Consider the following 22,540-nt stretch of genomic DNA (forward strand, 5'->3'; position numbering starts at 1 on the left):
TCGTCACAGATAGTCGCCGACCTGCGCAGACGCGGCTGTTCGCTGATCAACGTCTGCCACCAGTCGTCACCCGTTGGTATGAGTTTTCGGGGGGTAAACGGGGGGCAAGGCCGGACCGGGCCACCGGCCGCCACAGCGAACCGCGAACGGCGTCGCACCTGCGGGGCCGTGGTCGTCAGACCTGCCATGGGACGGTTGACGACCTGGCGTGCGTCAGCGTGGGCGCTGAATGCTTCGCCTCCCGCCGCTACCCGCAAGGCCGCGAACCAATCGTGCTTCAAGACCCCTTGACCTCGACTTACGGGCACCTCGGTCGTCCCGGCGGTGTCCGGTGCGGTTGCTCGCGCTCAAACTGACCCGACCCGGCGGGTGGGTCACGTGTGTCGTCGTCTGGCGCACAACACCATCCGCCGGGCCGTTTCCAACTGTCGTAACTACAGCGGAGTACCCATTCGGTCAACACGACCGGCCTGCTTAGAGCGTGTTTGAGATGGAGTTGATCAGGTCCTGGTGAAGGTGCGGCGGGGTTGCCGGCGGGCGGGTTGGCCGCGGGTGATGCGGCGGGTGATGCCGGCGATGGCGGCCCAGCGGATGAGGGCTGCGGAGATGGCCGGGTGGCGCTCGTAGTCGCGGGCCAGGCGGCGGCAGGCGGTGAGCCAGGCCAGAGTCCGCTCGACCACCCACCGACGTGGGTGGACGGCGAAACCGCGCTGCTCAGCGGGTTTACGGACGATCTCCAGGGTGGTGCGCAAGGTGTCGCGAGTCCGGTCGACCAGGCGGCCGGCGAAGCCCTGGTCGGCGTAGACATGCCGGATCGGGCTGATCATGTAGGCGCCCAGCAGGGCGGTCTTGGCACCGTCGCGGTCCTGCCAACTCGCGGCGAGGACGGTGACGGCGACCAGCAGTCCCAGGGTGTCGGTGACGATGAACCGCTTGCGGCCGTTGACCTTCTTCCCGGCGTCGTAGCCCCGACTGTCCCGACCCACGGTATCCGCGCCCTTCACCGTCTGCGAGTCGATGATCCCCGCCGACGGGTCCGGCTGACGGCCTTGCTGCACCCGCGCCTTGACCCGCAGCGTGGTCAGGAGCTTCTCGGTGACGCCGGCTTCTTCCCACCGGGTGAAGTACCAGTACACCGTCTGCCACGGCGGCAGATCCGCCGGCAGATAGCGCCACGGACACCCCGACCGCACCACGTACAAGATCGCGTTCACGATCTCCCGACGCGGATGCTTCTCCCTGCGGCCGTCCGTGCTCGGCTCGGGCAACAACGGCTCGATCAGCGCCCACTGGGCGTCAGTCAGGTCCGAGGGGTAACCACGACGTGCAACCACCGCGCCACCCTGCCCGCCCCGGCAACAGATGTCACGCCGCCACACCTTCCACAACAGACCTTCTCAAACACGCTCTGAGAACGTTGAGGCCACTCTTGCGGAGGATGCCGCCGCCACGCACCTAGACCAGATCAACTTCGGCCTCCTTCTTGCGGCACACGTCCTTCTCGAAAATCCGATCGATGACGTAACTGCTTCCGGTGTAAACGAGGTGGCCTCAGGCATAGCATTCACTTGCGCGTTCAGCGCAATACGCGCCGCAACCGTCGTCGCCGTTCATGGGTATTACATAGACGCGCGAGCGCTCGTCCGAACGGTGTACGAATCTGCGGGCCTTGGGCGAATGCTGGCTAAATTGCCCGACAAGGCGGAGAAGTGGCTGGTCAAAGGTGACTGGTTCCCCGATAGGATTGTGCGTGACTACATCGAAGGCCAGACAACCCCCGTCAACGGCTCACCGTATCAGGCTTTCTACAAAATGTCGTCGGCAAATTCCCATCCTACTGCAAAGACGTCTGCTTATCTCGTATTCGAGCCTGAATCAGTGAGGCTGAGGCCGAAACTGCATCCCCAGTTCAACGCCGACTACGCCATAAGGACGCTGCATGAAATCGCAGGAGTAACTCTCTTCACGTTGTTCGCTATGCGCAGGGCGATGGTCTCTCAGAATTTCCTACCTGAATGGTGGCTACAGGGTCTCGCACAGCTGGCGAACGACGTATACGACGCAGATTGGTCACATTTAGAGCAAGACTGGAATGCGCACAACGAACGATACGCGGAACTCAACGCCTCCACCATCCCGTCCGAGCGGCTCGACGAATATTTGCGAATCCATCCGAACTCCTTTTTCAACATACAAAAGCGGCAGGCCGCAGAAGAAGAAGAAGAAGAAGAGGCGAGTGGCTGAAATCTCGCCCGGTTAAATTCCCTATCGGATCGGCTTCAAGTGACGGCGCCGTAGGAGCCGGCAGGCCGACAGGAGTAGGAAGTAGGTAGCCTTCGCTGCGTTCACGAAGGCTTCGTCGTTGATGGTGAAGTTGACAAATGAGCCGCCGGGAATCTCTGCCTCCACCCTCCGCTTGCTACCGTTCATCAAGGCCCATCCGAGGCCATGCTCGTAGCCGGAGAGCAGACGCCACATCGCCTCCAACAACGGAGCGGACTCGCGCTGGTCCTTAACGAAGGTCAGCTTGGGCAGCTCCTGCACAACGTTGACCCTCTGCTGGACCTCGTTCCATCGTCGGCCGAGTGCAGCAGCTTCCTCGCGGTAGGTCTTCAACGACCCATGCGTGGCGTCCCACTGCTCACGCTCCACGATCAGCTTCGCAGCTTCAGGGAAAGCCTTGAAGGCAGCGCGGTGGTTACGCTGCTGGTAGTAGTCGTTGACCTCGCATCGAAGCCCTCGCGTCCGGCGCTCCCGCCCATCGTCCGGGTCGAGGATCCACGCGGCGTAAAAGGCCGTCTCGAAGGTAGGTCGCAGCAGGCTCCACGGCGCCCAAAGCGTGGCGCCATGATGCTCCAGCAAGGCGAGTAGCGCCTGGTGGTTGTCCCTGGCAACACCCAGATATCGGTTAACCTCGATGTAGGTGCGAGACCCGGCGACCTGCGACTGGTCGAAGGCGCGGGCAGAGAGTACGTGGCGCGCCTCCAGAGAGGGCAAGCCGTCTATCGCCTGGAACTCCTGGTCAATGAGCTGCCAATACAGGTGCAGGTTGTCCAGGTCCATCGTCTCGCCGGTGAGAACAGATTCACGCACGCCAAACAGGTTAGGTGCGGCTGGCCAATTCGCCTACCGCGTTACCAAGCCTGGACGTACCCGCAGCTGTCCTGCCATCCCACCACCCACGAACCGCAACCGTTCGGCAACTCCATCTCGGAGTCGTCTGGCCCCCGCCGGAGGCATGCCCTTCAATCGGCCGGCGCGCCGGCCGATGCCGGCGCTTGCGCCGCCAGCAGGCCGAGCGCGGCCGGCGCGGCCCGCTTGCGGGCCGCCTTGACGCCGCCAGACGGGCCGCCGACCCGCCCGATGTTTCGGCAACCGCGACGATGACGGAGGGAGTAGCAGCATGAGGGCTCGGACCATTGACCCGCTGTGGACGGCTGAGGACGTGTCGACGTTCCTCGGAGTGCCGGTGAACACCCTCTACCAGTGGCGTTACCGACGGGTGGGCCCTCGGGCGTCTCGTGTCGGTCGGCACCTGCGGTATGACCCTGCGGACGTTCGTGTCTGGTTCGCGAAGCCGGCGGGGTAAGGATGAGCGTCAGAAGGCGGCCGAACCGAAAGTGGCGGGCTCGCATCCGGGACGCATCCGGTAGGCAGATCGCTCGGCATTTCGACCGGAAGTCGGACGCGGAGCGGTGGGAGGCATCCGCCAAGGCGGCCATCTCTCGCGGTGACTGGATCGACCCTGCTCGGGCTCGCGTCACGGTGGGCATCTGGGCGGCGCAGTGGATGGCGGCCCAGGTGCAACTCAAACCGACGACGCGCGCCCGGTACGAGGTGGCACTACGGCGGCAGGTGTTCCCGACGTGGGAGAACATTCCGCTCTCGGCAGTGTCGTACGCGGAGGTGGCCGCATGGGTGCAGCGGCTGACCGCGTCCGGCCTCGCTCCGGCAACGGTCCGGTACGCCCACCGGGTGCTGGCGCTGGTCCTGGCGCACGCTGTCCGGGACGGTCGAATGTCTCGGAATCCGGCAGAGAGCGTGCGGCTGCCTCGGGTGGTCAAGGAGGAACCGGTGTTCCTGGACCACGACCAGGTGGCGAAGCTCGCGGGGGCGTGCGGCCGGTACGGCCTGCTGGTGCGGTTCCTGGCCTACACCGGGCTGCGGTGGGGTGAGGCGTCGGCGCTGCGGGTGTCGCGGCTGGATCTGCTGCGGCGTCGGGTGACGGTGGCGGTGGCGTTCGCGGAGGTTGGCGGCGAGCTGGTGGAGGGCACGCCGAAGAACCATCAGCGCCGCTCGGTGCCGATTCCGCGGTTCCTCGTTGACGAGCTGGCCGCGCACGTCGCCGGGAAGCGCCGCGAGGATCTCGTGTTCACGGCTCCGAACGGCGGTCCGTTGCGCAACACCAACTACCGGCCTCGGGTCTTCGCGCCGGCTGCGGCCTCGGTCGGGCTGGGTGGGCTGACTCCGCACGATCTACGGCACACAGCGGCGAGTCTGGCCGTAGCGGCGGGCGCCAACGTCAAGGCGGTGCAGCGGATGCTCGGGCACGCCTCGGCGTCGATGACGTTGGACGTGTACGCCGGGCTGTTCGGTGACGACCTGGACGCGGTCGCCAATCGGCTGGACGAGGCGGTCGCTGCGCGGGATGCGGACCATTTGCGGACCGGCACCACCGGCGGCGGTCTGATCGACCTCGGGAAACGGTGAAGCCCAGGTCGATGACCTGGGCTTGCGTACCGAGCCGCCTGACGGAATCGAACCGTCGACCTACGCATTACGAGTGCGTCGCTCTGCCGACTGAGCTAAGGCGGCAACGGTGGTCAAGTGTACGGCACGCACCGCTGCGGGGCCGAGCGGGATTGACCGCCGGGTCGAACGAACCGGACGCCCGGGGCGTTTCCGGGGTCGTCGGGTCACCCCGGCTCGCACTACGCTGCGGCGAATGACCGACGATCACACCTCTCACGACGAACCGGGCGATGTCGGGCCGCCGTCCCGCGACCGGACGCCGCCGCCAGGGTCGTACGCCGGGGAGGCCGCCGGCGGTCGACAGGCTCGGCGGCCCCGCAGCACCGATCCGCTGGAGCTGGGCTTCACGCCCCGCAAGCCGGTGCCGTGGCTCGCGCCGTTCCTGCTGATCAGCACCGGCCTGCGGACGCTGCTGGCGATGCTGTTCGGTGCGTACCTGGACAAGCGGGAGCTCCAGAAGGCGCTGGACGCGGAGATCTCCCGGCAGGTGGGGCCGGACGGCGGGCTCTGGCTGGACTACGTGGCCGATCTGGGTGACGGGTTCGACGCCACCTATTCGGTGGCGTATCTGCTCGCCCAGCGGGAGATCACGGTGGACGGGCACCGGCTGCCCCGGGCACAGACCCTGGTGATGGGTGGCGACCAGGTCTACCCGTCGGCGGAGTACGCGGCGTACGAGGACCGGTGCAAGGGGCCGTACCAGGCGGCACTGCCGGCCACTCCGGCGGAGCAGCCGACGATCTTCGCGGTGCCCGGCAACCACGACTGGTACGACGGGCTCACCGCGTTCCTGCGGCTGTTCGTCCGTACCCGGGACCGGCACTTCGGCGGCTGGTGTACCGGCCAGTCACGGTCGTACTTCGCGGTCGAGCTGCCGGCCGACTGGTGGCTGCTCGGCCTCGACGACCAGTCCGGCTCGTACGTCGACGACCCGCAGCTCACCTACTTCGACGCGGTGGCGAAGCGGCTCGGACCGCAAAGTCGGGTGATCCTGGCGGTGCCGGCTCCGGCCTGGGTCAAGGCCGTCGACCGGCCCACCGCGTACGACTCGATCGACTACTTCATCCGCACCATCGTCGCGCCCACCGGCGCCCAGGTTCGGCTGCTCATCTCCGGCGACCTGCACCACTACGCGCGGTACACCGGGCCGGACGGACGGCAGCTGGTCACCTCCGGCAGCGGCGGCGCCTACCTGTACCCGACGCACAAGCTGCCCGAGCGCATCCAGGTGCCACCGCCCGACACCCTGGCCCGCCGGTCCAGCCCGTCCCGGACGTACGAGTTGGCGGGCCGCTACCCCGACGCCGCCCGCTCCCGCCGGTACGGCTGGGGAATCTTCGCCCGGCTGCCGCGCCGCAACCCGGGCTTCTCGACGTTGCTGGGGGTGCTGCAAACCCTGCTGATGCTCTCCATGGCCGGGGTGGCCGATTTCCGGTCCGAGGCCTCCGAACAGCGGCTGTTCAGTGTGCCGCTGGTGATGATGGTGCTGGTCACGGTGCTCGCGGCGGCGATGTTCGCGAAACCGCCCAGTTCCAGCGGCAAGCGCCACGCCCGGCACTGGATCCTCGGCGTCGGGCACGGGCTGGCGCACGTCGGGCTGGCCGCCGCCGGCACCTGGGCCTGGCTCGCGCTGCCGTTCCACGACTGGTCCTGGCCGCTGCCCGCGGTGGCGGCGGCAGTGGTCTACCTGCCGGTGATCGGGTTGGTGGCCAGCCAGTTGGTGGCCGCGTACCTGCTGCTCGCGAGCGCCTTCGGGGTGAACGTCAACGAACTGTTCGCCGGGCAGGGCATCGAGGACGCCAAGGGCTTCGTCAGGATGCGCATCGATCCCGACGGCACCCTCACCCTCTACCCCATCGCCGTCGACCGGGTCGCCCGCGACTGGCGCATCAACCCCGACCAGTCCCCCGACTCCTCCTGGCTAACCCCCACCGCCCCGTTGATCCCCCGCCTGGCCGAACCCCCCATCACCCTCACCTGACCACCCCACCCATGCCGTTGATCATGAGGTTAGCGGCGATGTTGATCTCTGAAACTGCCGTTAACCTCATGATCAACGCGGACCGGCGGGGGGGGTGGAGTGGGTGGGGTGGGTTAGCGGGTGTCGTGGGCGCGGCGGGGGCCGCAGACGTCGGCGCGGGAGCACCTGGAGCGGGAGCCGTCGGCGTCGAGGCGGACGGTGACGGCGTCCCTCGGGACGCTGTGGCCGACCACGCGGCCGTCGCCGTCCGGCGTGGTGACCCGGGCGCCGATGGCCGGGGCGGATTCGGCGAACTTCGCGTACAGGGGATGTTCGTACTTGAGGCAGCACATCAGCCGACCGCACGCGCCGGAGATGCGCAGCGGGTTGAGCGGAAGATCCTGGTCCTTGGCCATCCGGATGGTGACCGGCTCGAAGTCGTTGAGGAACGTGGCGCAGCACAGATCCCGCCCGCAGGAGCCGATGCCACCCTGCACCCGCGCGGAGTCGCGGGCCGAGAGCTGACGCAGCTCGACCCGGCAGTGCAGGGTCGCGCCGAGATCGCGGACCAGGGAGCGGAAGTCCACCCGGTGCGGGGCGGTGAAGTAGATCGTGCTGCGCTCGCCGGCGCCCTCGCCGTTGCCGAGCACGTGGTCGACCGCCACCACCTTCATCGGCAGTCCGTGCTCGCGGATCAGCCGCTTGGCCGCTACCTTCGCCTCGGCCTTGCGCCGCCGCAGATCCTCGTCGCGCCGCAGGTCCTCCTCCTGCGCCAGCCCGGCCAGTCGGGGGAAGCCCGCGGTCTCCTCGGTAACCCACTGGGCCGCCCACACGCACTCCGCCACCTCGGGACCGTCGTCGGTGGGTACCAGCACCTTGTCGCCCACCTGGGGGCGCAGCTCGCCTGGGTCGAGGTAGTAGAGACGCCCGTACCGCTGGAAGCTGACCGCGCAGAGCATGCCCATTGCCTCACCCTACGTCGCGGGGACGGAAATGCGCCGGGTCGACCGTGGGCGCCGTTGCCCCGGACCGCCGGCAGTCAGCCATCCATGATTGTCGACTCGACCGATGCCCGGCCCGGCCACCGGTCCGACGATGCTGCCCGGACGGCTGAAACCTGCGTCACGGGCGGGACAAGACCGGGCCGAAGGCGTTGAGTGGAGAGCAGACCTGCGGGGGGTGCAGGGAAGGTCACGGCGCCGCTGACGGGCCATCTTCGAGAGGCCCGCGAGCGGCGCCGTGCGCCCTGTGCGGGCGCGGGTGCAGGCACCGGAGACGACGTGGGTGGACGTCACCAGCCGACCCGGGTCGTCCGGCCGCCCGGCGGACCACCGCCGCTGTCCGGTCGGAACCGCGCGCCCCCCGGTCGCCACGGAGACTCGGCCAGGCTCGGTGACCACTGTCGCAACAGCGTCTCGACACCGTCGTACGCCACGCAGAGCACCGCCAGCACCCGGGCACCGATCTCGGCGGCGGCGACCGCACCCGCCCGGACCTTCCGGTCTGCGCCGTCGCCCGGCCGTCCGACGTGGCGGCGACGACGGCAACCGCCTCGGCCGAGCCGATCGCCTCGGCCAGTGCCCGAGCGGCGGCGAGCCGGCTGCCCTCCACCCAGTCGGCGAGCGCGTCGGCATAGCCGGCGGTGGCTTCCAGCCGCCCGACCAGGCTCTCGGGCCCCTCGTCCAGGTGTCGCAGCAGCGTCGCCCGCGACTGGCCGTACGCCGTGGCGGCCGAACCGGACCAGAGCACCGCATCGGTCAGCGCGGCGCAGGCGTGGTCGTAACCGTGCACGTGCCGACGCACGGCGTGCCCGGCGGTGGCCAGCGGCCCCGGCCGCAGGTCGAGGAAGCCGCGCAGCGCGTCACCGGGCAGCACCTGCATGCGGCGCAACAACGGCCACACCCGGTGCCCCTCGGGAGCGCCGGTCGCGAGCAGCGTGTCGACCCGCTCCAGCAGATCGAGGCCAGGCTCGGCGAGCCGGTCGAGGAAATCCATCACGCCTCACCGGCGAGCCGACGGGAGATGGCGGAGTCGGTGTCGGAGTAGCGGTCGGCGGCCTCGCGCAGTGCGGCGGCCACGGTTGCCAGCTGGATGGCGGCGTTGTGCGCCTCCCGGGCCCGATCGCCGGTGGCGGCCACCCACTGCCGATGCAACGCCCGCCCGACCTCGCCCGGCCGACCGGGCGCGTCGGCACCGAACGCCACCTGTGCCGGGTCCCCGGCGGTGACCGACCGGGAGAGCGCGGTAAGCGTGGCGCTCGCCTCGTCGAGGCGGCCGGCCAGGGTGCGAAGGCTGTCCATCTCAGGCCCCCGTCAGCGGTCGGTACGCGGTGAAGGTCTCGTTGTGCAGCTTTTCCCTCGCCCATTCCGCGGCGTCGGCGGCGGCGGTGACGGCGGCTCGTACCGAGTCGGCCACGTCGCGCGGTGCCCGGGTGTGCAGGGGGCCGAGGAACCGTACGTCGGTGATCCGGCCGCCGGCGGTGACCACCACCTCGACCAGGCCGTCCGGTGAGCGGACGGTGACCTCGACCGTCGCCACGGCCTGGTCGAACTCGGCCTGGAGAGACTCGATGCGGCGGTAGCGCCGGACCGCCTCCTCAATCCACGCCTCGTCGATCTCACCCCGCGGCATCGCCGGACTCCTCCCGGTTTCATCACTGTGCGTGCCGCTACCGTCACCACGGCACACCGGACCGTACCGCACGCGAATTGCGCCTGTCGATGGCTGTGGGCAACGGTCCGGCTACAGGGCAGCCGGGGGCGCGACAACCAGGCCCGGAGCCGGCCGTTCGTCGAGGTGTCGCGCCGGAACGACGGCGGTCAGCCCTTCCAGAGGGCGAGCATCATCGCCTCGACGGCGATCCGGGGCTTGACGTTGGCCTCGATCGCGGCGCGACAGGTGAGCACCGCCTCCAGCCGCCGCAGCGCCCCCTCCGCCTGCCAGCTACGGGCACCGGCCTCGGCCAGTTCGGCGGTGTCGGAGTGGACCGGCGAGACCGGTGCCCCCAGTGCCATGGTCAACGCGTCCCGGTAGAAGGCGGCGAGGTCCACCAGGGCCCGGTCCAGCGCGTCCCGCTGGGCCCGGGTCGCCCGTGACTTCTGGCGTCGTTCCAGGTCCTTCAGTTGACCGGCGGCTCCCCGGGCGGCGCCGGCCGCACCCCGGCCGGTACCGCCGGCACCGAGTGCCGTCTCCAGCGCCGCGCGCTCCGTGGCGTCGATCTCCGCGACCGACGCCTCGGCCTCCGCCTCGGCGGCCTCGATCAGCGCGGACGCGGCGTCGAAGGCGGCGCCCACCCCGGTGAGCCGACGCGGCACCGCGAGCACCGCCTCCCGCCGGGCCCGTGCCTGCGGATCACGGGCCAGTCGCCGAGCCCGCCCCACATGGCCCTGCGTGGCGGCGGCCGTCCAGCGGGCCACGTCGGGAGCGATCCCGTCCCGGCGGACCAGCACCTCGGCCACCGCCTCGGCCGCCGGCTGCCGCAGCGGCACCACCCGGCACCGCGACCGGATGGTCACCGAGATGTCGTCCGGGTGGGTGGACGGCGCGCAGAGCAGGAACACCGTACGCGGCGGGGGTTCCTCCACCGCCTTCAGCAGTGCGTTGCCGGCCGCCTCGGTCAACCGGTCGGCGTCTTCGATGATGACGACCTGCCAGCGCCCACCGGACGGGGTGCTGGCCGCCCGGAGCACCAGCGCCCGCATCTCGTTCACCCCGATGGAGAGCCCCTCGGGCACCACCAGACGGACGTCGGCGTGGGTGCCGGCGAGGGTGGTGTGGCAGCCGGGGCACTCGCCACAGCCGGTGCCGTGCACGCACTGCAGCGCGGCGGCGAAGGCCCGCGCCGCGACCGACCGGCCCGAGCCGGGTGGGCCGGTGAAGATCCAGGCGTGGGTCATCCCCCGCCCGGATCAGCGCCGACGGCCGCCTCGGGTTCGCCGGTGGCGCGCAGCACGGCGGCGGCAGCCGCGGCGGCCCGCCGCAGCGTCTGCACCGCCTCGTCCTGCCCCACCAGGTCGGCGAAGGCCTCCGGCATCAGGTCCGCTCCGTCGTCACCAGCTCCGATGGGGATAACTCGGGCTGCACCGAGGTGTCCGGACCGTGCGCCGGGCCCGGGTGCTCGATCCCGTCGGCGTTGCCGAGCAGCTCCTCCACCCGGCGGGCGACCCGCTCGGCGATGTCCTCGGCCGAGCGGGCGCCGTCGAGCACCAGGTAACGCTTCGGGTCGGCGGCGGCGAGATCGAGGAAGGCGTAGCGGACCCGATCGTGGAAGGCGATCGACTCGGCCTCCAGGCGGTCGGCGCTCTCCGCACGCGCGGCGACCCGGGACAGCCCGGTGCGCGGATCGACGTCGAGCAGCACCACCAGATCGGGCTTGAGCCCACCGGTGGCCCAGGAGGAGAGCCAGGACACCTCGTCGACCGGCAACGTCCGGCCGGCTCCCTGGTAGGCCAGGGACGAGTCGACGTACCGGTCGCTGATCACCACCGCGCCCCGGGTCAGCGCGGGCCGGACCACGGTGGCCACATGATGCGCCCGGTCGGCGGCGTAGAGCAACGCCTCGGCACGCGGTGAGGGTGCCTCGTCGGGTGTGGTGTCCAGCACCAGCGATCTGATCCGGGTACCGACGCCGGTGGCGCCCGGCTCCCGGGTGACCACCACGTCCCGTCCCTGGCCACGGAGCAACTCGGCCAGCTTGCCGAGCTGGGTCGACTTGCCGGCGCCCTCGCCGCCCTCGAAGACCACGAAGAGTCCGGCCGAGACGAACGGCTCGGCCGGCATCAGCGGACGGCCGCGGATCGACCCCCACAGGTCGGCCAGGACCGGCACGCCCTTCTTGTCGTCCATCTGCCCGAAGGCACTGATCCCGGCGAAGATGCCGGCCGCACCGGCGGCGAGCAGCAGCAGGCGGGTGGAGGAGACGGAGATGCCGAGGTCGGCGATGGTCAGCGTGCGGGAGCCACCGACACCGGCCAGCAGGCTGCCGAGCGCGATCGCCAGGATCAGCACGAGCCGGGTACCGATCTGCACCACGGCGAAGACCCGGCCGCGTACCTCGTCGGCGACCTCACCGCCGAGCAGGGTGGTGCCGGAGAGGAAGGCCATCCCGGCGCCGGCCCCGACGAAGACCGCGCCGACGAGCGCCATGGACAGGTGGATGGCGAAGGCCAGGGTCATCACCGAGGCGCTGGCCAGCACGATGCTCATGCCGAACCAGCGACGCCGGGACATCTCCCGCACGATCATCGGCCCGAGCCCGATGCCGATCGCCAGGCCGATGAAGATCGCGCCGAACAGCAGGTAGAACGCGGCGTCACCGGCACCGAGCGAGTCGGCGAAGAACCGGGCGGTGCCGATGACGATGCCGCCGCCGGCGAAGGCGCCGAGGATGCCGAGAACCAGCCCGCGCACCAGTGGGGTCTGCCCGATGAACCGCCAGCCCTCGGTGAACTGGCGCATCATGCTCTGCTCGGTGCGGTCCCGTTCGTCGGTCTGCCCCTGACTGATCTCCTTGATACCGAAGGCCACCACGAGGGCGGTGGCGAGCCGGGAGAACGCGTTGAACCAGAGCGCGAGTTGGGCCGGCTGGGCCCAGCCCGGCATCTCGCCGCCGGTGGCGCCCCGGATGATGCCGTCGAGCGCGGAGAGCACGATCGCGGCGAAGACCGGGGTCAGGCCGTACGTGGTGATCAGGGTGAGCTGGTTGGCCGTCTCCAGCCGGGCCCGGGGGATGAGGTTCGGTACCGCGGCTTCCTTGGCCGGGATCCAGAGCAGGGTGACCGTCTCGATCAGGAAGGTGGCGATCGCCGCCCAACTGACCACTCGCGCGCCGCTGGCACCGGTCAGCGCGTAGAGCGGGATGGAGGCGAAGAGCACGAACCGCAGCAGGTCGCAGATGACCATCGTCCAGCGCCTGTCGAACCGGTCGGCGAGCACTCCGGCGACCGGGCCGAGCAGCAGTGCGGGCAACAGCCGGATGGCGATCACGCCACCGAAGGCCGCGCCCTTGGCGGTGCTTCCCTCCACCTGGGCGGCGGCGAAGACACTGGTGGCGAGCAGGCCGAGCCAGTCACCGAAGGAGGCCGCGCCGAGCACGATCCAGAGCCGACGGAACGGTCGGATGCGCAGCACCGAGCGGATCGCTCCGTACCCGGTCAGGTCGGGTTGCCCGCCGGGGCCTCCCGACGGACCCTGCGTCCCCGCCTTGCCTGGCTGGTCGGTGGCACCGGACTGGCCGGCCGCGTCCCGTCCGGCGGTGCCGGCGGGCTGGTCGGCTGTGCCGGCGGGCTGGTCCGCCGGCGACACGCCGGACGACTCGCCGTTCAACTCGCTTTCGATGGCCGTACCTCCACGTGCCGGCCCATCGCTGGGCACCCCCGGTGGAACACTCTAGACCCGGTAGGGACGTCCTCCCGTCCTGCACCGCCTGCTCGCCGAGCCTAGGCCGCCGTGGCCAGCCCGACCCAGGCAACCCGGACACGAGGGTATTTCGCATTAACCGTTTCACAGTTAGCGTGCACACGTGGCCACCGACAGCGAGAATCTGCGCAACCGGCTGGACCGGGCGACCGCGCACCTCGACCCGCCGTACGCGGTGGTCGACCTCGGCGCCTTCGACGCCAACGCCGCCGCCCTCGTCGGCCTGGCCGGCGACAAGCCGTTGCGGGTCGCCAGCAAGTCGGTACGCAGCCGCGAGTTGATCGCCCGCACGCTGGCCCGACCGGGCTGGCACTCGGTGATGGCGTTCACCCTGCCCGAGGCGATCTGGCTGGTCCGCAGCGGGATCAGCGCCGACGTGCTGGTGGCGTACCCCACCGTCGACCGGGGAGCGCTCGCCGAACTCGGCGCCGATCCGGTGCTGGCCGCCGCGATCACCCTGATGGTCGACGACCCGGACCAGCTGGACTTCTGCGACGCGGTGTCACCCTCCGGCCGCCGGGCCGAGCTACGGATCTGCCTGGACCTGGACGCCTCGTGGCGGCTGTTGAACGGGCGGTTGCACGTCGGTGTCCGCCGCTCACCGGTGCACAGCGCCCGGGCGGCCGGCCGGCTGGCCGCCACCGTCGCCCGTCGACCTGGTTTCCGGCTGGTCGGGCTGATGTCGTACGAGGCGCAGATCGCCGGCCTGGGCGACGCACCGCCCGGGCGGGCGGCGCTCGGCACCGCGATCCGGCTGGCCCAGCGCGGTTCGTACCGCGAGTTGCTGGTCCGCCGCAGTGCGGCGGTTGCCGCCGTACGCGAGCACGCCGACCTGGAGTTCGTCAACGGCGGTGGCACCGGCAGCGTGGCCGCGACCCGGGCTGATCCCGCGGTGACCGAGATCACCGCGGGATCGGGCCTCTACGGGCCGACGCTGTTCGACGCCTACCGTGCCTGGCGGCCCACCCCGGCGGCCTTCTTCGCCTGCGGGGTGGTCCGGCGTCCGACGCCCGACCTGGCCACCGTGCTGGGCGGTGGCTGGATCGCCTCGGGGTCGGCCGACCGCAGCCGACTGCCCCGTCCGTGGTTGCCGGCCGGGCTCAGCCTGCTCGGTGCCGAAGGCGCCGGCGAGGTGCAGACCCCGCTGACCGGCGCACCCGCCGCCCACCTGCGCATCGGCGACCGGGTCTGGTTCCGGCACGCGAAGTCCGGGGAGCTGTGTGAACGGGTGAACGAGCTGCACCTGGTGGACGGCGACCAGGTGGTGGCCACCGTGCCGACCTATCGGGGCGAGGGTCGAGCCTTCCTCTGACCGGCGCGCCGGCTGGCCGCGTCGGCGGTGGGTGAGGTCGGCGTCAGGCGGGTTGGGCCGCTGGCTGGGCGGGTTCCGCCTCGGCGACGATCTGGTCGTCGGCCGGCTTCGCCGGTTGCACCACCGGCCGGCGGCCGGCGTCACCCCGGGCGTCGACCTGCCGGTGCAGGTATTCCCGGATCAGCGCCTTCGCCTCGGTGAGCACCCGGTCGTCCCCGTCCGGCTTTCGCCGGAACGCCAGCTTGATCAGGGCGTCGGCCGCCTCCACCGCGATCTCCAGATGGAAACGCAGGTCCGGCACGTCGGCCAGCCCGAACCGCTCGGTGAGCACCCGAGCCAGCTGGTCGGCGATCACCCCGTTGTTGTCCCGCTGCTCATCGAGCAGGTGCAGGTCGACCACGTCGCCGAAGTGCAGGGTACGGAACCCGGGAACGGTGCGGTGCATCGTGATGTATTCATCGATCCCCGCGTCGACCCCGTCCCACCAGTGGGTCAGGTCGTCCGAGGCGAAGCGTTCATCGAGCCGCTGCAGGTAGGACTCCATCGTGCGCAGCGTCAGCGCCTGCACGATCGCCCGCTTGTCCGGAAAGAACTGGTAGACCGACCCGATCGCCACCTCGGCCCGCTCGGCGAGCAGGGTGGTGGTCAGTCCCTCGTACCCCACCTCGTCGACGAGTTCGGCGCAGGCGTCCAGCATCCGCTGGACCCGCGCGACACTACGACCCTGCACTGGTACTCGACGCAGCGGCCCGGTCGTGGCGGCTGAAGTGGACACGCGCCACCCCCTCTCGACGGATGAACATATCTGCACGTCACGAGTCCGTGACTACCGGTACAACGAGCGGACCTCGATTGCGGTGTTTACCAGGGACAACGTTCCTGATATGAATTCGGTTCATATTCATCTTTAGGAGCGGGCCGATGGTCGAGAGCACCGCCACCGAGACCGCCGCCTGGTCGAACTGGGCGGGTAACCAACGCGGCGCGGCCACCGTAGTACTGCGGCCGTCCTCGGTCGACGAGGTCGCCGAGCAGGTCCGACTTGCCGCCGAAGCCGGCGAGCGGATCCGCCCGGTCGGCAGCGGCCACTCCTTCACCCCGGTCGCGGTCAGCGACGGGCAACGGATGGACCTGACCCGACTTGCCATCGACGTACGCGTGGACGTCGATCGACGCCTCGTCACCGTACCGGCCGCGACGACGCTGCGGGAGGTGAACGCCCTACTCGCCGCGCACCGACTGGCCCTGCCCAACCTCGGCGACATCGACGCGCAGACCGTCGCCGGGGCCATCTCCACCGGCACCCACGGCACCGGTGCGGCCCACGGCGGCCTGGCCACCTTCGTCGAGGCGCTGACCCTGGTCACCGGCGCCGGCGAGGTGCTGCGTTGCTCCGCCGAGGAACATCCGGAGGTTTTCGACGCCGCCCGCGTCTCGCTCGGCGCGCTCGGCGTACTCGTCGAGGTGACGCTGCGCTGTGTGGACGCCTTCGTCCTACTGGCCCACGAACGTCCGGCGACACTGGACGCCGTGCTGGCGCGGGTGCCCGACCTGGTCGCCGCGCACGACCACCTGGAGTTCTTCTGGTTCCCGTACACCGACCGGGTGCACCTCAAGACGAACGACCGGGTACCGGTCGACGACCGTCCGCTGTCCCGCTGGCGCGGTTGGCTGGACGACGACTTCCTGGCCAACACCGTCTTCGCCGGAGTCTGCCGGCTCGGCCGGGCCCTGCCGGGCCTGGCACCGGGCATCAGCGCGCTCTCCGCACGCGCGCTCGGCGAGCGCCGCTACACCGGTCGCTCCGACGCGGTCTTCTGTAGTCCCCGCCGGGTCCGCTTCCTGGAGATGGAGTACGCCCTGCCGCGCGCGGCGCTGCCCGAGGCGCTGTCGGCGGTGCGTCGCATCATCGACGGGTTGCCGTTCAAGGTGCTCTTCCCGGTCGAGGTTCGCTTCAGCGCAGGGGACGACATCTGGTTGTCGCACGCCTACGGCCGGGATTCGGTGTACCTCGCCCTGCACCAGTACGTCGGCATGCCGTACGAGCCGTACTTCCGGGCCTTCGAGGCGGTGGCCACCGGGCTCGGGGGCCGGCCGCACTGGGGCAAGCTGCACTGGCGCGACGCCGCCTCGCTCGCCACCGCCTACCCCCGCTGGCCCGACTTCCAACGCATCCGCGCCCACCTCGACCCCCACCGCACCCTCACCACCCCTTACCTGACCACCCTCCTCGGCTGAACCCACCCCGAATCTTGGTGCGCGAGCGCCCCTCCGGGGGCGTTTTCGGACCAAGATCCGGCAGAGTCACGGGCGCCAACCCGCCGCCGTCAGGGCGGCGTGGAGTTGGGTGATGACCTGGGTGGGGGCGTGGCGGGTGGCCCACGCCGGGAAGCGGAGCACCCGGTCACCGCGCTGCCACAGGTCGTTCTGTCGGCGCATGTCCGCCCAGGCGGCGGCCGGGTCTAGGTGCTGGCCGCCGTCGATTTCCACCAGCACCCGCCACTCCTCGAACAACGCGTCCAGGTAGCGGCGGCGACCGGCGGCATCCCGCCGAACCACCTGCCGAGTCGGCTCGGGCAGCCCGGCGCGCCGGACGAGGGCGAGGAACTCCAGCTCCGGCAGGGAGTGTGCGCCACCCGCCGCGTCGACGGCCGTCCGGCGGATCAGGTCACGCCGCCGGGCCCGGGGCAGGCGATCGAGTACCCGCTGCACATCGTCGCCGCCGACGAGACGCTGCTGAAAGCCGGCCGCGATGATGGCACACGCCTCATGGTCACCGGCCGCCCACTGCGCCGCGTCCACGATGGACCGGGCCGGCATCGTCCGACGCGGCTGCCCGACGTCGAGGACGTCCTCGTCGGCCAGGATGGTGGTGCGGTGGACCCGGACGCTGGGCGGTAAGGAACGCGGCCGGTGCTCCGCCGGCATCAGCAGGTGCACGATTCCGTCGCCGTGTCTGCGCAGGCCCCAGGCCTGCGCGGCGCTCAGCCCGCCGAGCACCGCCGCCGGGCCGACCGACAGGACGGCGATCCACGGCAGTTGCTCTCGTGTCAGCGGCCCGTTGTGCGTCACATAGACAGCCCGGTGCACCTGCCGCCAACGACCGGAAGTCACCCGGTGCCGAATGGCCTTCGGCGACAGGTGTAGCCGGGCCTGATCGAGGCTGAGCACCTGCGCCTGGTGGAACAGCAACCAGGTCAGCTCGTCCGCGTCGTCCCTCGGAAGCCCCGACCCCCGGCCCCGGAACGCCGCCCTCGGGTCACGCCCCCCAGTGCTCCGCCGACCTGCCCTCGGATCGTCCCGACCAGCTCGCCAACCCGCCCTCGGGCCCGGTCCGCCTTCGCTTCGTTTCCCCCGTCCACCAGGCGGCCGCAATTGACCCCTGCGCCCCGCGGATCCATCCACCCCGGACCCACACCCCACCCACCCCGCATCTTGTCCCGAATCTCGATTCCCCACACCCCACCCTCCCCCGCCGCCGTCCCCCACGCTGCCCCTGTGGACAGCCGAGAGATCTTGGTCCCTGCGAGCCCTCCTAGGGGCGGTTCGGGACCAAGATTGGCGAGGTCAGTCGGTGGTGCGGGCCTTTGCCGGGGTGGACTTGGTGGCGGGGGTGTTCTTGGCCGTCGTCTTGGTGGCGGTGGCCTTCTTCGCGGTCGCCTTGGTGGCGGTGGCCTTCTTGGCCGTCGCCTTCTTGGCCGGGGCCTTCTTGGCGGCGGCCTTCTTCTTCGGGGCCGGACCCTTCGCCCGCTTCTCGGCGAGCATCTCGGAGGCCTCCTCCAGGCTCAACGCCTCGGGGGTCTGGCCACGCCGCAGCGAGGCGTTGGTCTCCCCGTCGGTGACGTAGGGACCGAACCGGCCGTCCTTGATGACCAGAGGCTTCTCGGTGAGCGGATCGTTGCCCATCTCCCGCAGCGGCGGGGCGGCGGCCCGGCGCTGGCGGGTCTTCGGTGCGGCCAGCAACGCCAGGGCCTCGTCCAGCGTGACGGTGAACATCTTGTCTTCCGAGTCCAGCGAGCGGAACTCGTCACCACGCTTGACGTACGGGCCGTAGCGGCCGTTGTTGGCGAAGACCTCCGCGCCGTCCGGGCCGACCCCGACCAGCCGGGGCAGGCTGAGCAGCTTGAGCGCCTCATCGAAGGTGAGCGAGTCGGGCGACTGGGATCGCAGCAGCGACGACTTGCGCTCGCCGCTGGCCACGTACGGGCCGAACCGACCGGACTTGAGCAGGATCGGTTCCCCGGTGGCCGGGTCGTCGCCCAGCTTGCGCTCGCCACCCCCGCCGAGGAACAGCTCGTGCACCTTCTCCGGGGTCAGCTCGTCCGGCGCGAGCCCTTCCGGGATCGGCGCCCGGTCGCCCGGGCTGGTGCCCTCCTCGCCCTCCGCGGCGGGTGCCTGCTCCTCGCCGGGCACCCGGCGTTGCAGGTACGGCCCGTACCGGCCGACCCGCACCACCACCTCACGCCCGTCGTCGTCGGTGAACAGCGGGATCGAGTTGACGCTGCGCGCGTCGATCTCGCTGAGGTTCTCGGTCACCAGCTTCTTCAGCCCACCCGCGTGCGCGATGGCCTGGTCACCGGTGCCGTTGCTGCTGCCGAAGTAGAAGGCGGTGAGGAAGTCGACGGCGGCGTGGTCGCCACCGGCGATCTCGTCCAGCTCGTTCTCCATGCTGGCGGTGAAGTCGTAGTCGATCAGCCGCGGGTAGTGCCGTTCCATCAGCCCGATCACCGCGAAGGCCAGGAAGGACGGGATCATCGCCTGGCCGCGCTTGACGACGTACCCCCGGTCCTGGATCGTCTGCATGATCGACGCGTACGTCGAGGGGCGGCCGATGCCCAGCTCCTCCAGGGCCTTCACCAGCGACGCCTCGGTGTAGCGGGCCGGCGGCTGGGTGTGGTGGCCCTGCGCGGCCAGTTCGTCGGCGGTCAGCGGCTGGTCCTTGACCAGGTTCGGCAGCCGCCGCTCGGCGTCCTCAGCCTCGGCGTTCTCGTCGTCACTGGACTCGACGTACGCCCGCAGGAAGCCCGGGTCGGTGATGGTCTTGCCGGTGGCGCCGAAGTCGGCCTCCTCGCCGCCGGCGGTGGTCGCCCGGATCCGCACCGAGACGCTGGAGCCGACCGCGTCGGTCATCTGCGAGGCGATGGTGCGCCGCCAGATCAGCTCGTAGAGCTTGAACTCCTCGGCCGACAACTCCTTGGCCACGTCGCCCGGGGTGCGGAAGTTGTCCCCCGCCGGGCGGATCGCCTCGTGCGCCTCCTGCGCGTTCTTCACCTTGCCGGTGTAGCGGCGCGGCTCCGGCGGCACGCTGCGCTCGCCGTACAGCTCGACGATCTGCCGGCGGGCCGCGGCGATGGCGGTCTCCGACAGGTTCACCGAGTCGGTACGCATGTAGGTGATGTAGCCGTTCTCGTAGAGCCGCTGCGCGGTGCGCATCGTCTGCTGCGACGAGAACCGTAGCTTCCGGGCCGCCTCCTGCTGGAGGGTCGAGGTGATGAAGGGGGCGTACGGGCGACGCCGGTACGGCTTCTCCTCGACCCGGGTGACGGTGAACGGCCGATCCGCCAGGCGGGCGGCGAGCCCTCGGGCCCCACCCTCGTCGAGGTGGACCACGCCGGCGCCGGGCCGGACCCGGCCGGTGGTGGGCTCGAAGTCCTTGCCGGTGGCGATCCGGTCGCCGTTCAACGCGACCAACGTGGCGTTGAAGCTGCGCGGCCCCTCGCCCGGGTTGGTCACGGCGAGGGTGGCCAGGATGTCCCAGTACTCGGCGGTGCGGAAGGCCATCCGCTGCCGTTCCCGCTCGACCACGATCCGGGTGGCCACGGACTGCACCCGGCCCGCCGAGAGCTTCGGCATGACCTTCTTCCACAGCACCGGGGAGACCTCGTAGCCGTAGAGCCGGTCGAGGATGCGCCGGGCCTCCTGGGCGTCGACGAGATCCCGGTCGATCTCCCGGGGGTTGGCCACCGCCGCCTGGATCGCCGGCTTGGTGATCTCGTGGAAGACCATCCGCCGGACCGGCACCTTGGGCTTGAGCGTCTCCACCAGGTGCCAGGCGATCGCCTCGCCCTCGCGGTCCTCGTCCGTGGCCAGGAAGATCTCGTCGACCTCCTTGGCCAGCTTGGTCAGCTTGCTGATCTGCTGCCTGCGGTCGGCGGAGACGACGTAGAGGGCGTGGAAGCCGTTGTCGACGTCGACGCCGAGTCGCGCCCACGCCTCGCCCTTGTACTTCGCCGGCACGTCGGCGGCGTTACGTGGCAGGTCACGGACATGCCCGAAGCTGGCCTCCACGACGTACCCCGGGCCCAGGTAGCCCGAGATCGTCTTGGCCTTCGCCGGAGACTCGACGATGACCAGACGGGTGGTTCCAGCGTTGCTCGGCACGTCTGTTTCGACCTCATTCCCACTCAATGGCCGCGCCTGGCCGGCTTGGGGCGCACTCGTCCCACCGGTACCCGGCGGTCCGGATGTCCAACGTAACGCGCCGTCCGTGTTTCGGGTTTCGCGGGCGAGGATCCGCCCCGGACGATCTGTGGTCACGCCGGACGGCGTCACCGTACACCCTGGGTAGGGTGTCGAGCGGGCCGCTGTGACCATGGCAGCCCCTCGGTGGAGGTCAAACCCGGCCGATTCTCCCTGTGTTCCCCGACACCCGGCTGTCTCCGATCGGACAGCCGCGCCGACGGTCAGACCCGGCTCGGCCAGGCCGAGGGCGGGCTCGCGGGCGGGCGTTCACCGACAAGTTCGGCCAGCCGCCGGGTCCGGTGGCGCCCCGCGATCCGGTATGCGGGACCGCCGGGTCCGGTCGCGACCAGCTCACCGGCCAGCCCGGCGGTGGCCAGAGCGGCACCGACCGCGGCCCACCGGGCCGGGTCGTCACCGCCGAGGTGGAGCAGGAAGTCGGGCGGATCGGCCACTCCGGCGGCGGCGAGCCAGAGGCGCAGCCGCCGGCCGTCGAGCTGGAAATTCGGCGGCGGATGCTGCGTCGGGCCGTGCAGCCAGGCCGCCGCGAGCGGCACGATCGTCCGGGTGTACGCGGTCCGCACCGCGTAGCGCTGGTCCTCGGTGGGCGCCCAGTTGCTGCGGACACCCCGCTGGGCCAGCTCGGTGACGAGCACGTGCACCCGCCAGGCGGCCGCCACCACCACCGACAACCGGCCGTGCCGCCCATCCGGTGCACCTCGCCCGGTCCGGCGAGCAGCCCGGCGAGATCGGCCACGGAGGGCTCACCGGTCTCCGCGCCGAAGAAGACCAGTTGCCGGTCGCGGCCGGTCGCGTCGGCCGGCACCGGCGACGGGTCGTCCGGGGAGTCGTCGTGAGCCGGCGCATCGACGGGGGCGGGCCGGCGGCCGCTCGGCCGCCGACGGCGCGCCGGTGGTGTTCCGGCGGGCGGCGGGAAGGACACCGGCAGCGGTTGCGCCGCCGGTGTCTCGCCGGAACCGCTCAACGGCATTCGGGTACCTCGTCGAAGGCGCGCTTCAACTCCTCGGAGTCGAGCCGGCTGGTGTCCAGCGCGCTGGCGTCGTACTCCTGCTGGAGGGTCTCCACCGCGTCGCGGACACCGTCGTAGAAGGCGCTGGCCTCGCCGGTGCCCAGGCCGTCGATGGTGGTCCGGGCCCGGCCGTAGGCGTCCCGCATCGACGCGAGCGAGGCGCGGAAGCCGGCGGAGACCTCCTCGCCGTGCTCCACCTCGGGCACGCCGGCCTGCTCCACCTTGCGCCGGGCGGTCTCGCTGGCCTGCTCGGCGCCGCCGAAGAGCCGGACCAGGTTCTCCTTGGCCTGCGCCGGGGTGGTCTGCGCGGTCATCTGCTGGTCGGTGCTGTTGGTCAACTTGCTGATCTCGGCCCGCCAGGGGGTCAGCGCCGAACAGACCGAGGCGGCCCAGGCGCGCGGGCTCGGGCCGCTGGAGCCGCAGGCGGCCACCAGCATCAGCGTGGCCAGGACCACCGTGAACTTTCCGGCGGCTGCCGCCCGGCACGTACGCATGCGTTGCAGCGTACGGCTTCTCCTCCCGGTCGGCACCGGTCATCGGTACCGGGGTCCGTGGAGGCGACCGGTCCCCGGCCGGCAGACGTCGCCGACCGGGGACCGGTGTGCCCGAC

General features: G+C 70.8%; 16 protein-coding genes, 1 tRNA gene and 3 pseudogenes. 6 read left to right on the plus strand and 14 right to left on the minus strand.

Annotated features, from left to right (window positions below):
• Positions 1-500: 500 nt before the first annotated feature.
• The gene (locus ENC19_RS07810; protein ID WP_309246226.1) at positions 501-1,334 is read right to left on the minus strand and encodes an IS5 family transposase; all 834 of its coding nucleotides are present in this window, start codon (positions 1,332-1,334) and stop codon (positions 501-503) included.
• A gap of 28 nt (positions 1,335-1,362) precedes the next feature.
• Here ENC19_RS07810 and ENC19_RS07815 point away from each other — a divergent pair, with 28 nt between their 5' ends.
• Positions 1,363-2,244 carry a hypothetical protein gene (locus ENC19_RS07815; RefSeq protein ID WP_164446446.1) on the plus strand — a complete coding sequence of 294 codons (882 nt, stop codon included), beginning with the start codon at positions 1,363-1,365 and terminating at the stop codon, positions 2,242-2,244.
• A gap of 21 nt (positions 2,245-2,265) precedes the next feature.
• On the opposite strand, the gene ENC19_RS07820 is transcribed toward ENC19_RS07815, so the two are convergent.
• The gene (locus ENC19_RS07820; protein ID WP_164446447.1) at positions 2,266-3,093 is read right to left on the minus strand and encodes a hypothetical protein; all 828 of its coding nucleotides are present in this window, start codon (positions 3,091-3,093) and stop codon (positions 2,266-2,268) included.
• Positions 3,094-3,403: 310 nt separating this feature from the next.
• Between ENC19_RS07820 and ENC19_RS07825 the strand changes: the two genes are divergently transcribed.
• Both ENC19_RS07825 and ENC19_RS07830 read left to right on the plus strand, forming a co-directional pair.
• On the plus strand, positions 3,404-3,589 hold the full coding sequence (locus tag ENC19_RS07825; protein WP_164446448.1) for a helix-turn-helix domain-containing protein: 186 nt from the start codon (positions 3,404-3,406) through the stop codon (positions 3,587-3,589).
• A 176-nt stretch (positions 3,590-3,765) separates the two neighbouring features.
• The gene (locus ENC19_RS07830) at positions 3,766-4,710 is read left to right on the plus strand and encodes a tyrosine-type recombinase/integrase (RefSeq protein ID WP_208020831.1); all 945 of its coding nucleotides are present in this window, start codon (positions 3,766-3,768) and stop codon (positions 4,708-4,710) included.
• A 32-nt stretch (positions 4,711-4,742) separates the two neighbouring features.
• Here ENC19_RS07830 and ENC19_RS07835 read toward each other — a convergent pair.
• A tRNA-Thr gene (locus tag ENC19_RS07835) sits at positions 4,743-4,815 on the minus strand.
• 130 nt (positions 4,816-4,945) lie between these two features.
• Between ENC19_RS07835 and ENC19_RS07840 the strand changes: the two genes are divergently transcribed.
• On the plus strand, positions 4,946-6,733 hold the full coding sequence (locus ENC19_RS07840; RefSeq protein ID WP_164446450.1) for a metallophosphoesterase family protein: 1,788 nt from the start codon (positions 4,946-4,948) through the stop codon (positions 6,731-6,733).
• 113 nt (positions 6,734-6,846) lie between these two features.
• Here ENC19_RS07840 and ENC19_RS07845 read toward each other — a convergent pair whose 3' ends face one another.
• The 6 genes and pseudogenes from ENC19_RS07845 to tmk form a co-directional block, all read right to left on the minus strand.
• A complete protein-coding gene (locus tag ENC19_RS07845) occupies positions 6,847-7,677 on the minus strand; it encodes a PSP1 domain-containing protein (RefSeq protein ID WP_164446452.1) in 831 nt (276 codons plus the stop codon).
• Between the two features lie 326 nt (positions 7,678-8,003).
• Positions 8,004-8,707: pseudogene (locus ENC19_RS07850) on the minus strand (hypothetical protein).
• The gene (locus ENC19_RS07855; RefSeq protein WP_164446453.1) at positions 8,707-9,012 is read right to left on the minus strand and encodes a hypothetical protein; all 306 of its coding nucleotides are present in this window, start codon (positions 9,010-9,012) and stop codon (positions 8,707-8,709) included. The pseudogene ENC19_RS07850 and the gene ENC19_RS07855 overlap by 1 nt, the downstream one beginning before the upstream one ends.
• Position 9,013: 1 nt before the next feature.
• Positions 9,014-9,343, minus strand: coding sequence for a YbaB/EbfC family nucleoid-associated protein (locus ENC19_RS07860; protein ID WP_093404078.1), 330 nt, complete (start codon positions 9,341-9,343; stop codon positions 9,014-9,016).
• 188 nt (positions 9,344-9,531) lie between these two features.
• Positions 9,532-10,745, minus strand: a pseudogene (locus tag ENC19_RS07865) (DNA polymerase III subunit delta').
• Complete coding sequence (gene tmk / locus ENC19_RS07870; RefSeq protein WP_408058063.1) at positions 10,745-12,805, minus strand: dTMP kinase; 2,061 nt, start codon at positions 12,803-12,805, stop codon at positions 10,745-10,747. The pseudogene ENC19_RS07865 and the gene tmk overlap by 1 nt, the downstream one beginning before the upstream one ends.
• A 427-nt stretch (positions 12,806-13,232) precedes the next feature.
• Between tmk and ENC19_RS07875 the strand changes: the two genes are divergently transcribed.
• Positions 13,233-14,441: an amino acid deaminase/aldolase gene (locus ENC19_RS07875; RefSeq protein ID WP_164446454.1), complete on the plus strand. Its 1,209-nt coding sequence runs from the start codon at positions 13,233-13,235 to the stop codon at positions 14,439-14,441.
• Positions 14,442-14,484: 43 nt separating this feature from the next.
• Here ENC19_RS07875 and ENC19_RS07880 read toward each other — a convergent pair whose 3' ends face one another.
• Positions 14,485-15,138: a TetR family transcriptional regulator gene (locus tag ENC19_RS07880; protein WP_164446778.1), complete on the minus strand. Its 654-nt coding sequence runs from the start codon at positions 15,136-15,138 to the stop codon at positions 14,485-14,487.
• Between the two features lie 224 nt (positions 15,139-15,362).
• Here ENC19_RS07880 and ENC19_RS07885 point away from each other — a divergent pair, with 224 nt between their 5' ends.
• Entirely contained in the window at positions 15,363-16,679 is a 1,317-nt protein-coding gene (locus ENC19_RS07885; protein ID WP_164446455.1) for a D-arabinono-1,4-lactone oxidase, read from the plus strand.
• Positions 16,680-16,745: 66 nt separating this feature from the next.
• On the opposite strand, the gene ENC19_RS07890 is transcribed toward ENC19_RS07885, so the two are convergent.
• The 4 genes and pseudogenes from ENC19_RS07890 to ENC19_RS07905 form a co-directional block, all read right to left on the minus strand.
• Positions 16,746-17,633 (minus strand): DUF559 domain-containing protein, encoded by an 888-nt coding sequence (locus ENC19_RS07890; RefSeq protein WP_235944541.1) that lies wholly within the window; start codon positions 17,631-17,633, stop codon positions 16,746-16,748.
• Between the two features lie 375 nt (positions 17,634-18,008).
• On the minus strand, positions 18,009-20,822 hold the full coding sequence (gene topA, locus ENC19_RS07895; RefSeq protein WP_164446456.1) for a type I DNA topoisomerase: 2,814 nt from the start codon (positions 20,820-20,822) through the stop codon (positions 18,009-18,011).
• 302 nt (positions 20,823-21,124) lie between these two features.
• Positions 21,125-21,891 (minus strand): annotated as a pseudogene (locus ENC19_RS31725) (hypothetical protein).
• Positions 21,882-22,424 carry a hypothetical protein gene (locus tag ENC19_RS07905; protein WP_164446458.1) on the minus strand — a complete coding sequence of 181 codons (543 nt, stop codon included), beginning with the start codon at positions 22,422-22,424 and terminating at the stop codon, positions 21,882-21,884. Before ENC19_RS07905 ends, ENC19_RS31725 begins: the two are co-directional and overlap by 10 nt.
• Between the last annotated feature and the right edge of the window lie 116 nt (positions 22,425-22,540).

Source organism: Verrucosispora sioxanthis (assembly GCF_010560025.1).
Lineage (GTDB): Bacteria > Actinomycetota > Actinomycetes > Mycobacteriales > Micromonosporaceae > Micromonospora > Micromonospora palythoicola.

Bases quoted from the DNA above. Each gene is read 5' to 3' on its own strand.
- ENC19_RS07815 (WP_164446446.1), top strand. From the start codon at position 1,363: ATGTCACGCCGCCACACCTTCCACAACAGACCTTCTCAAACACGCTCT.
- ENC19_RS07825 (WP_164446448.1), top strand. From the start codon at position 3,404: ATGAGGGCTCGGACCATTGACCCGCTGTGGACGGCTGAGGACGTGTCG.
- ENC19_RS07840 (WP_164446450.1), top strand. From the start codon at position 4,946: ATGACCGACGATCACACCTCTCACGACGAACCGGGCGATGTCGGGCCG.
- ENC19_RS07845 (WP_164446452.1), bottom strand. From the start codon at position 7,677: ATGGGCATGCTCTGCGCGGTCAGCTTCCAGCGGTACGGGCGTCTCTAC.
- ENC19_RS07855 (WP_164446453.1), bottom strand. From the start codon at position 9,012: ATGGACAGCCTTCGCACCCTGGCCGGCCGCCTCGACGAGGCGAGCGCC.
- ENC19_RS07860 (WP_093404078.1), bottom strand. From the start codon at position 9,343: ATGCCGCGGGGTGAGATCGACGAGGCGTGGATTGAGGAGGCGGTCCGG.
- ENC19_RS07880 (WP_164446778.1), bottom strand. From the start codon at position 15,138: ATGCTGGACGCCTGCGCCGAACTCGTCGACGAGGTGGGGTACGAGGGA.
- ENC19_RS07885 (WP_164446455.1), top strand. From the start codon at position 15,363: ATGGTCGAGAGCACCGCCACCGAGACCGCCGCCTGGTCGAACTGGGCG.
- ENC19_RS07905 (WP_164446458.1), bottom strand. From the start codon at position 22,424: ATGCGTACGTGCCGGGCGGCAGCCGCCGGAAAGTTCACGGTGGTCCTG.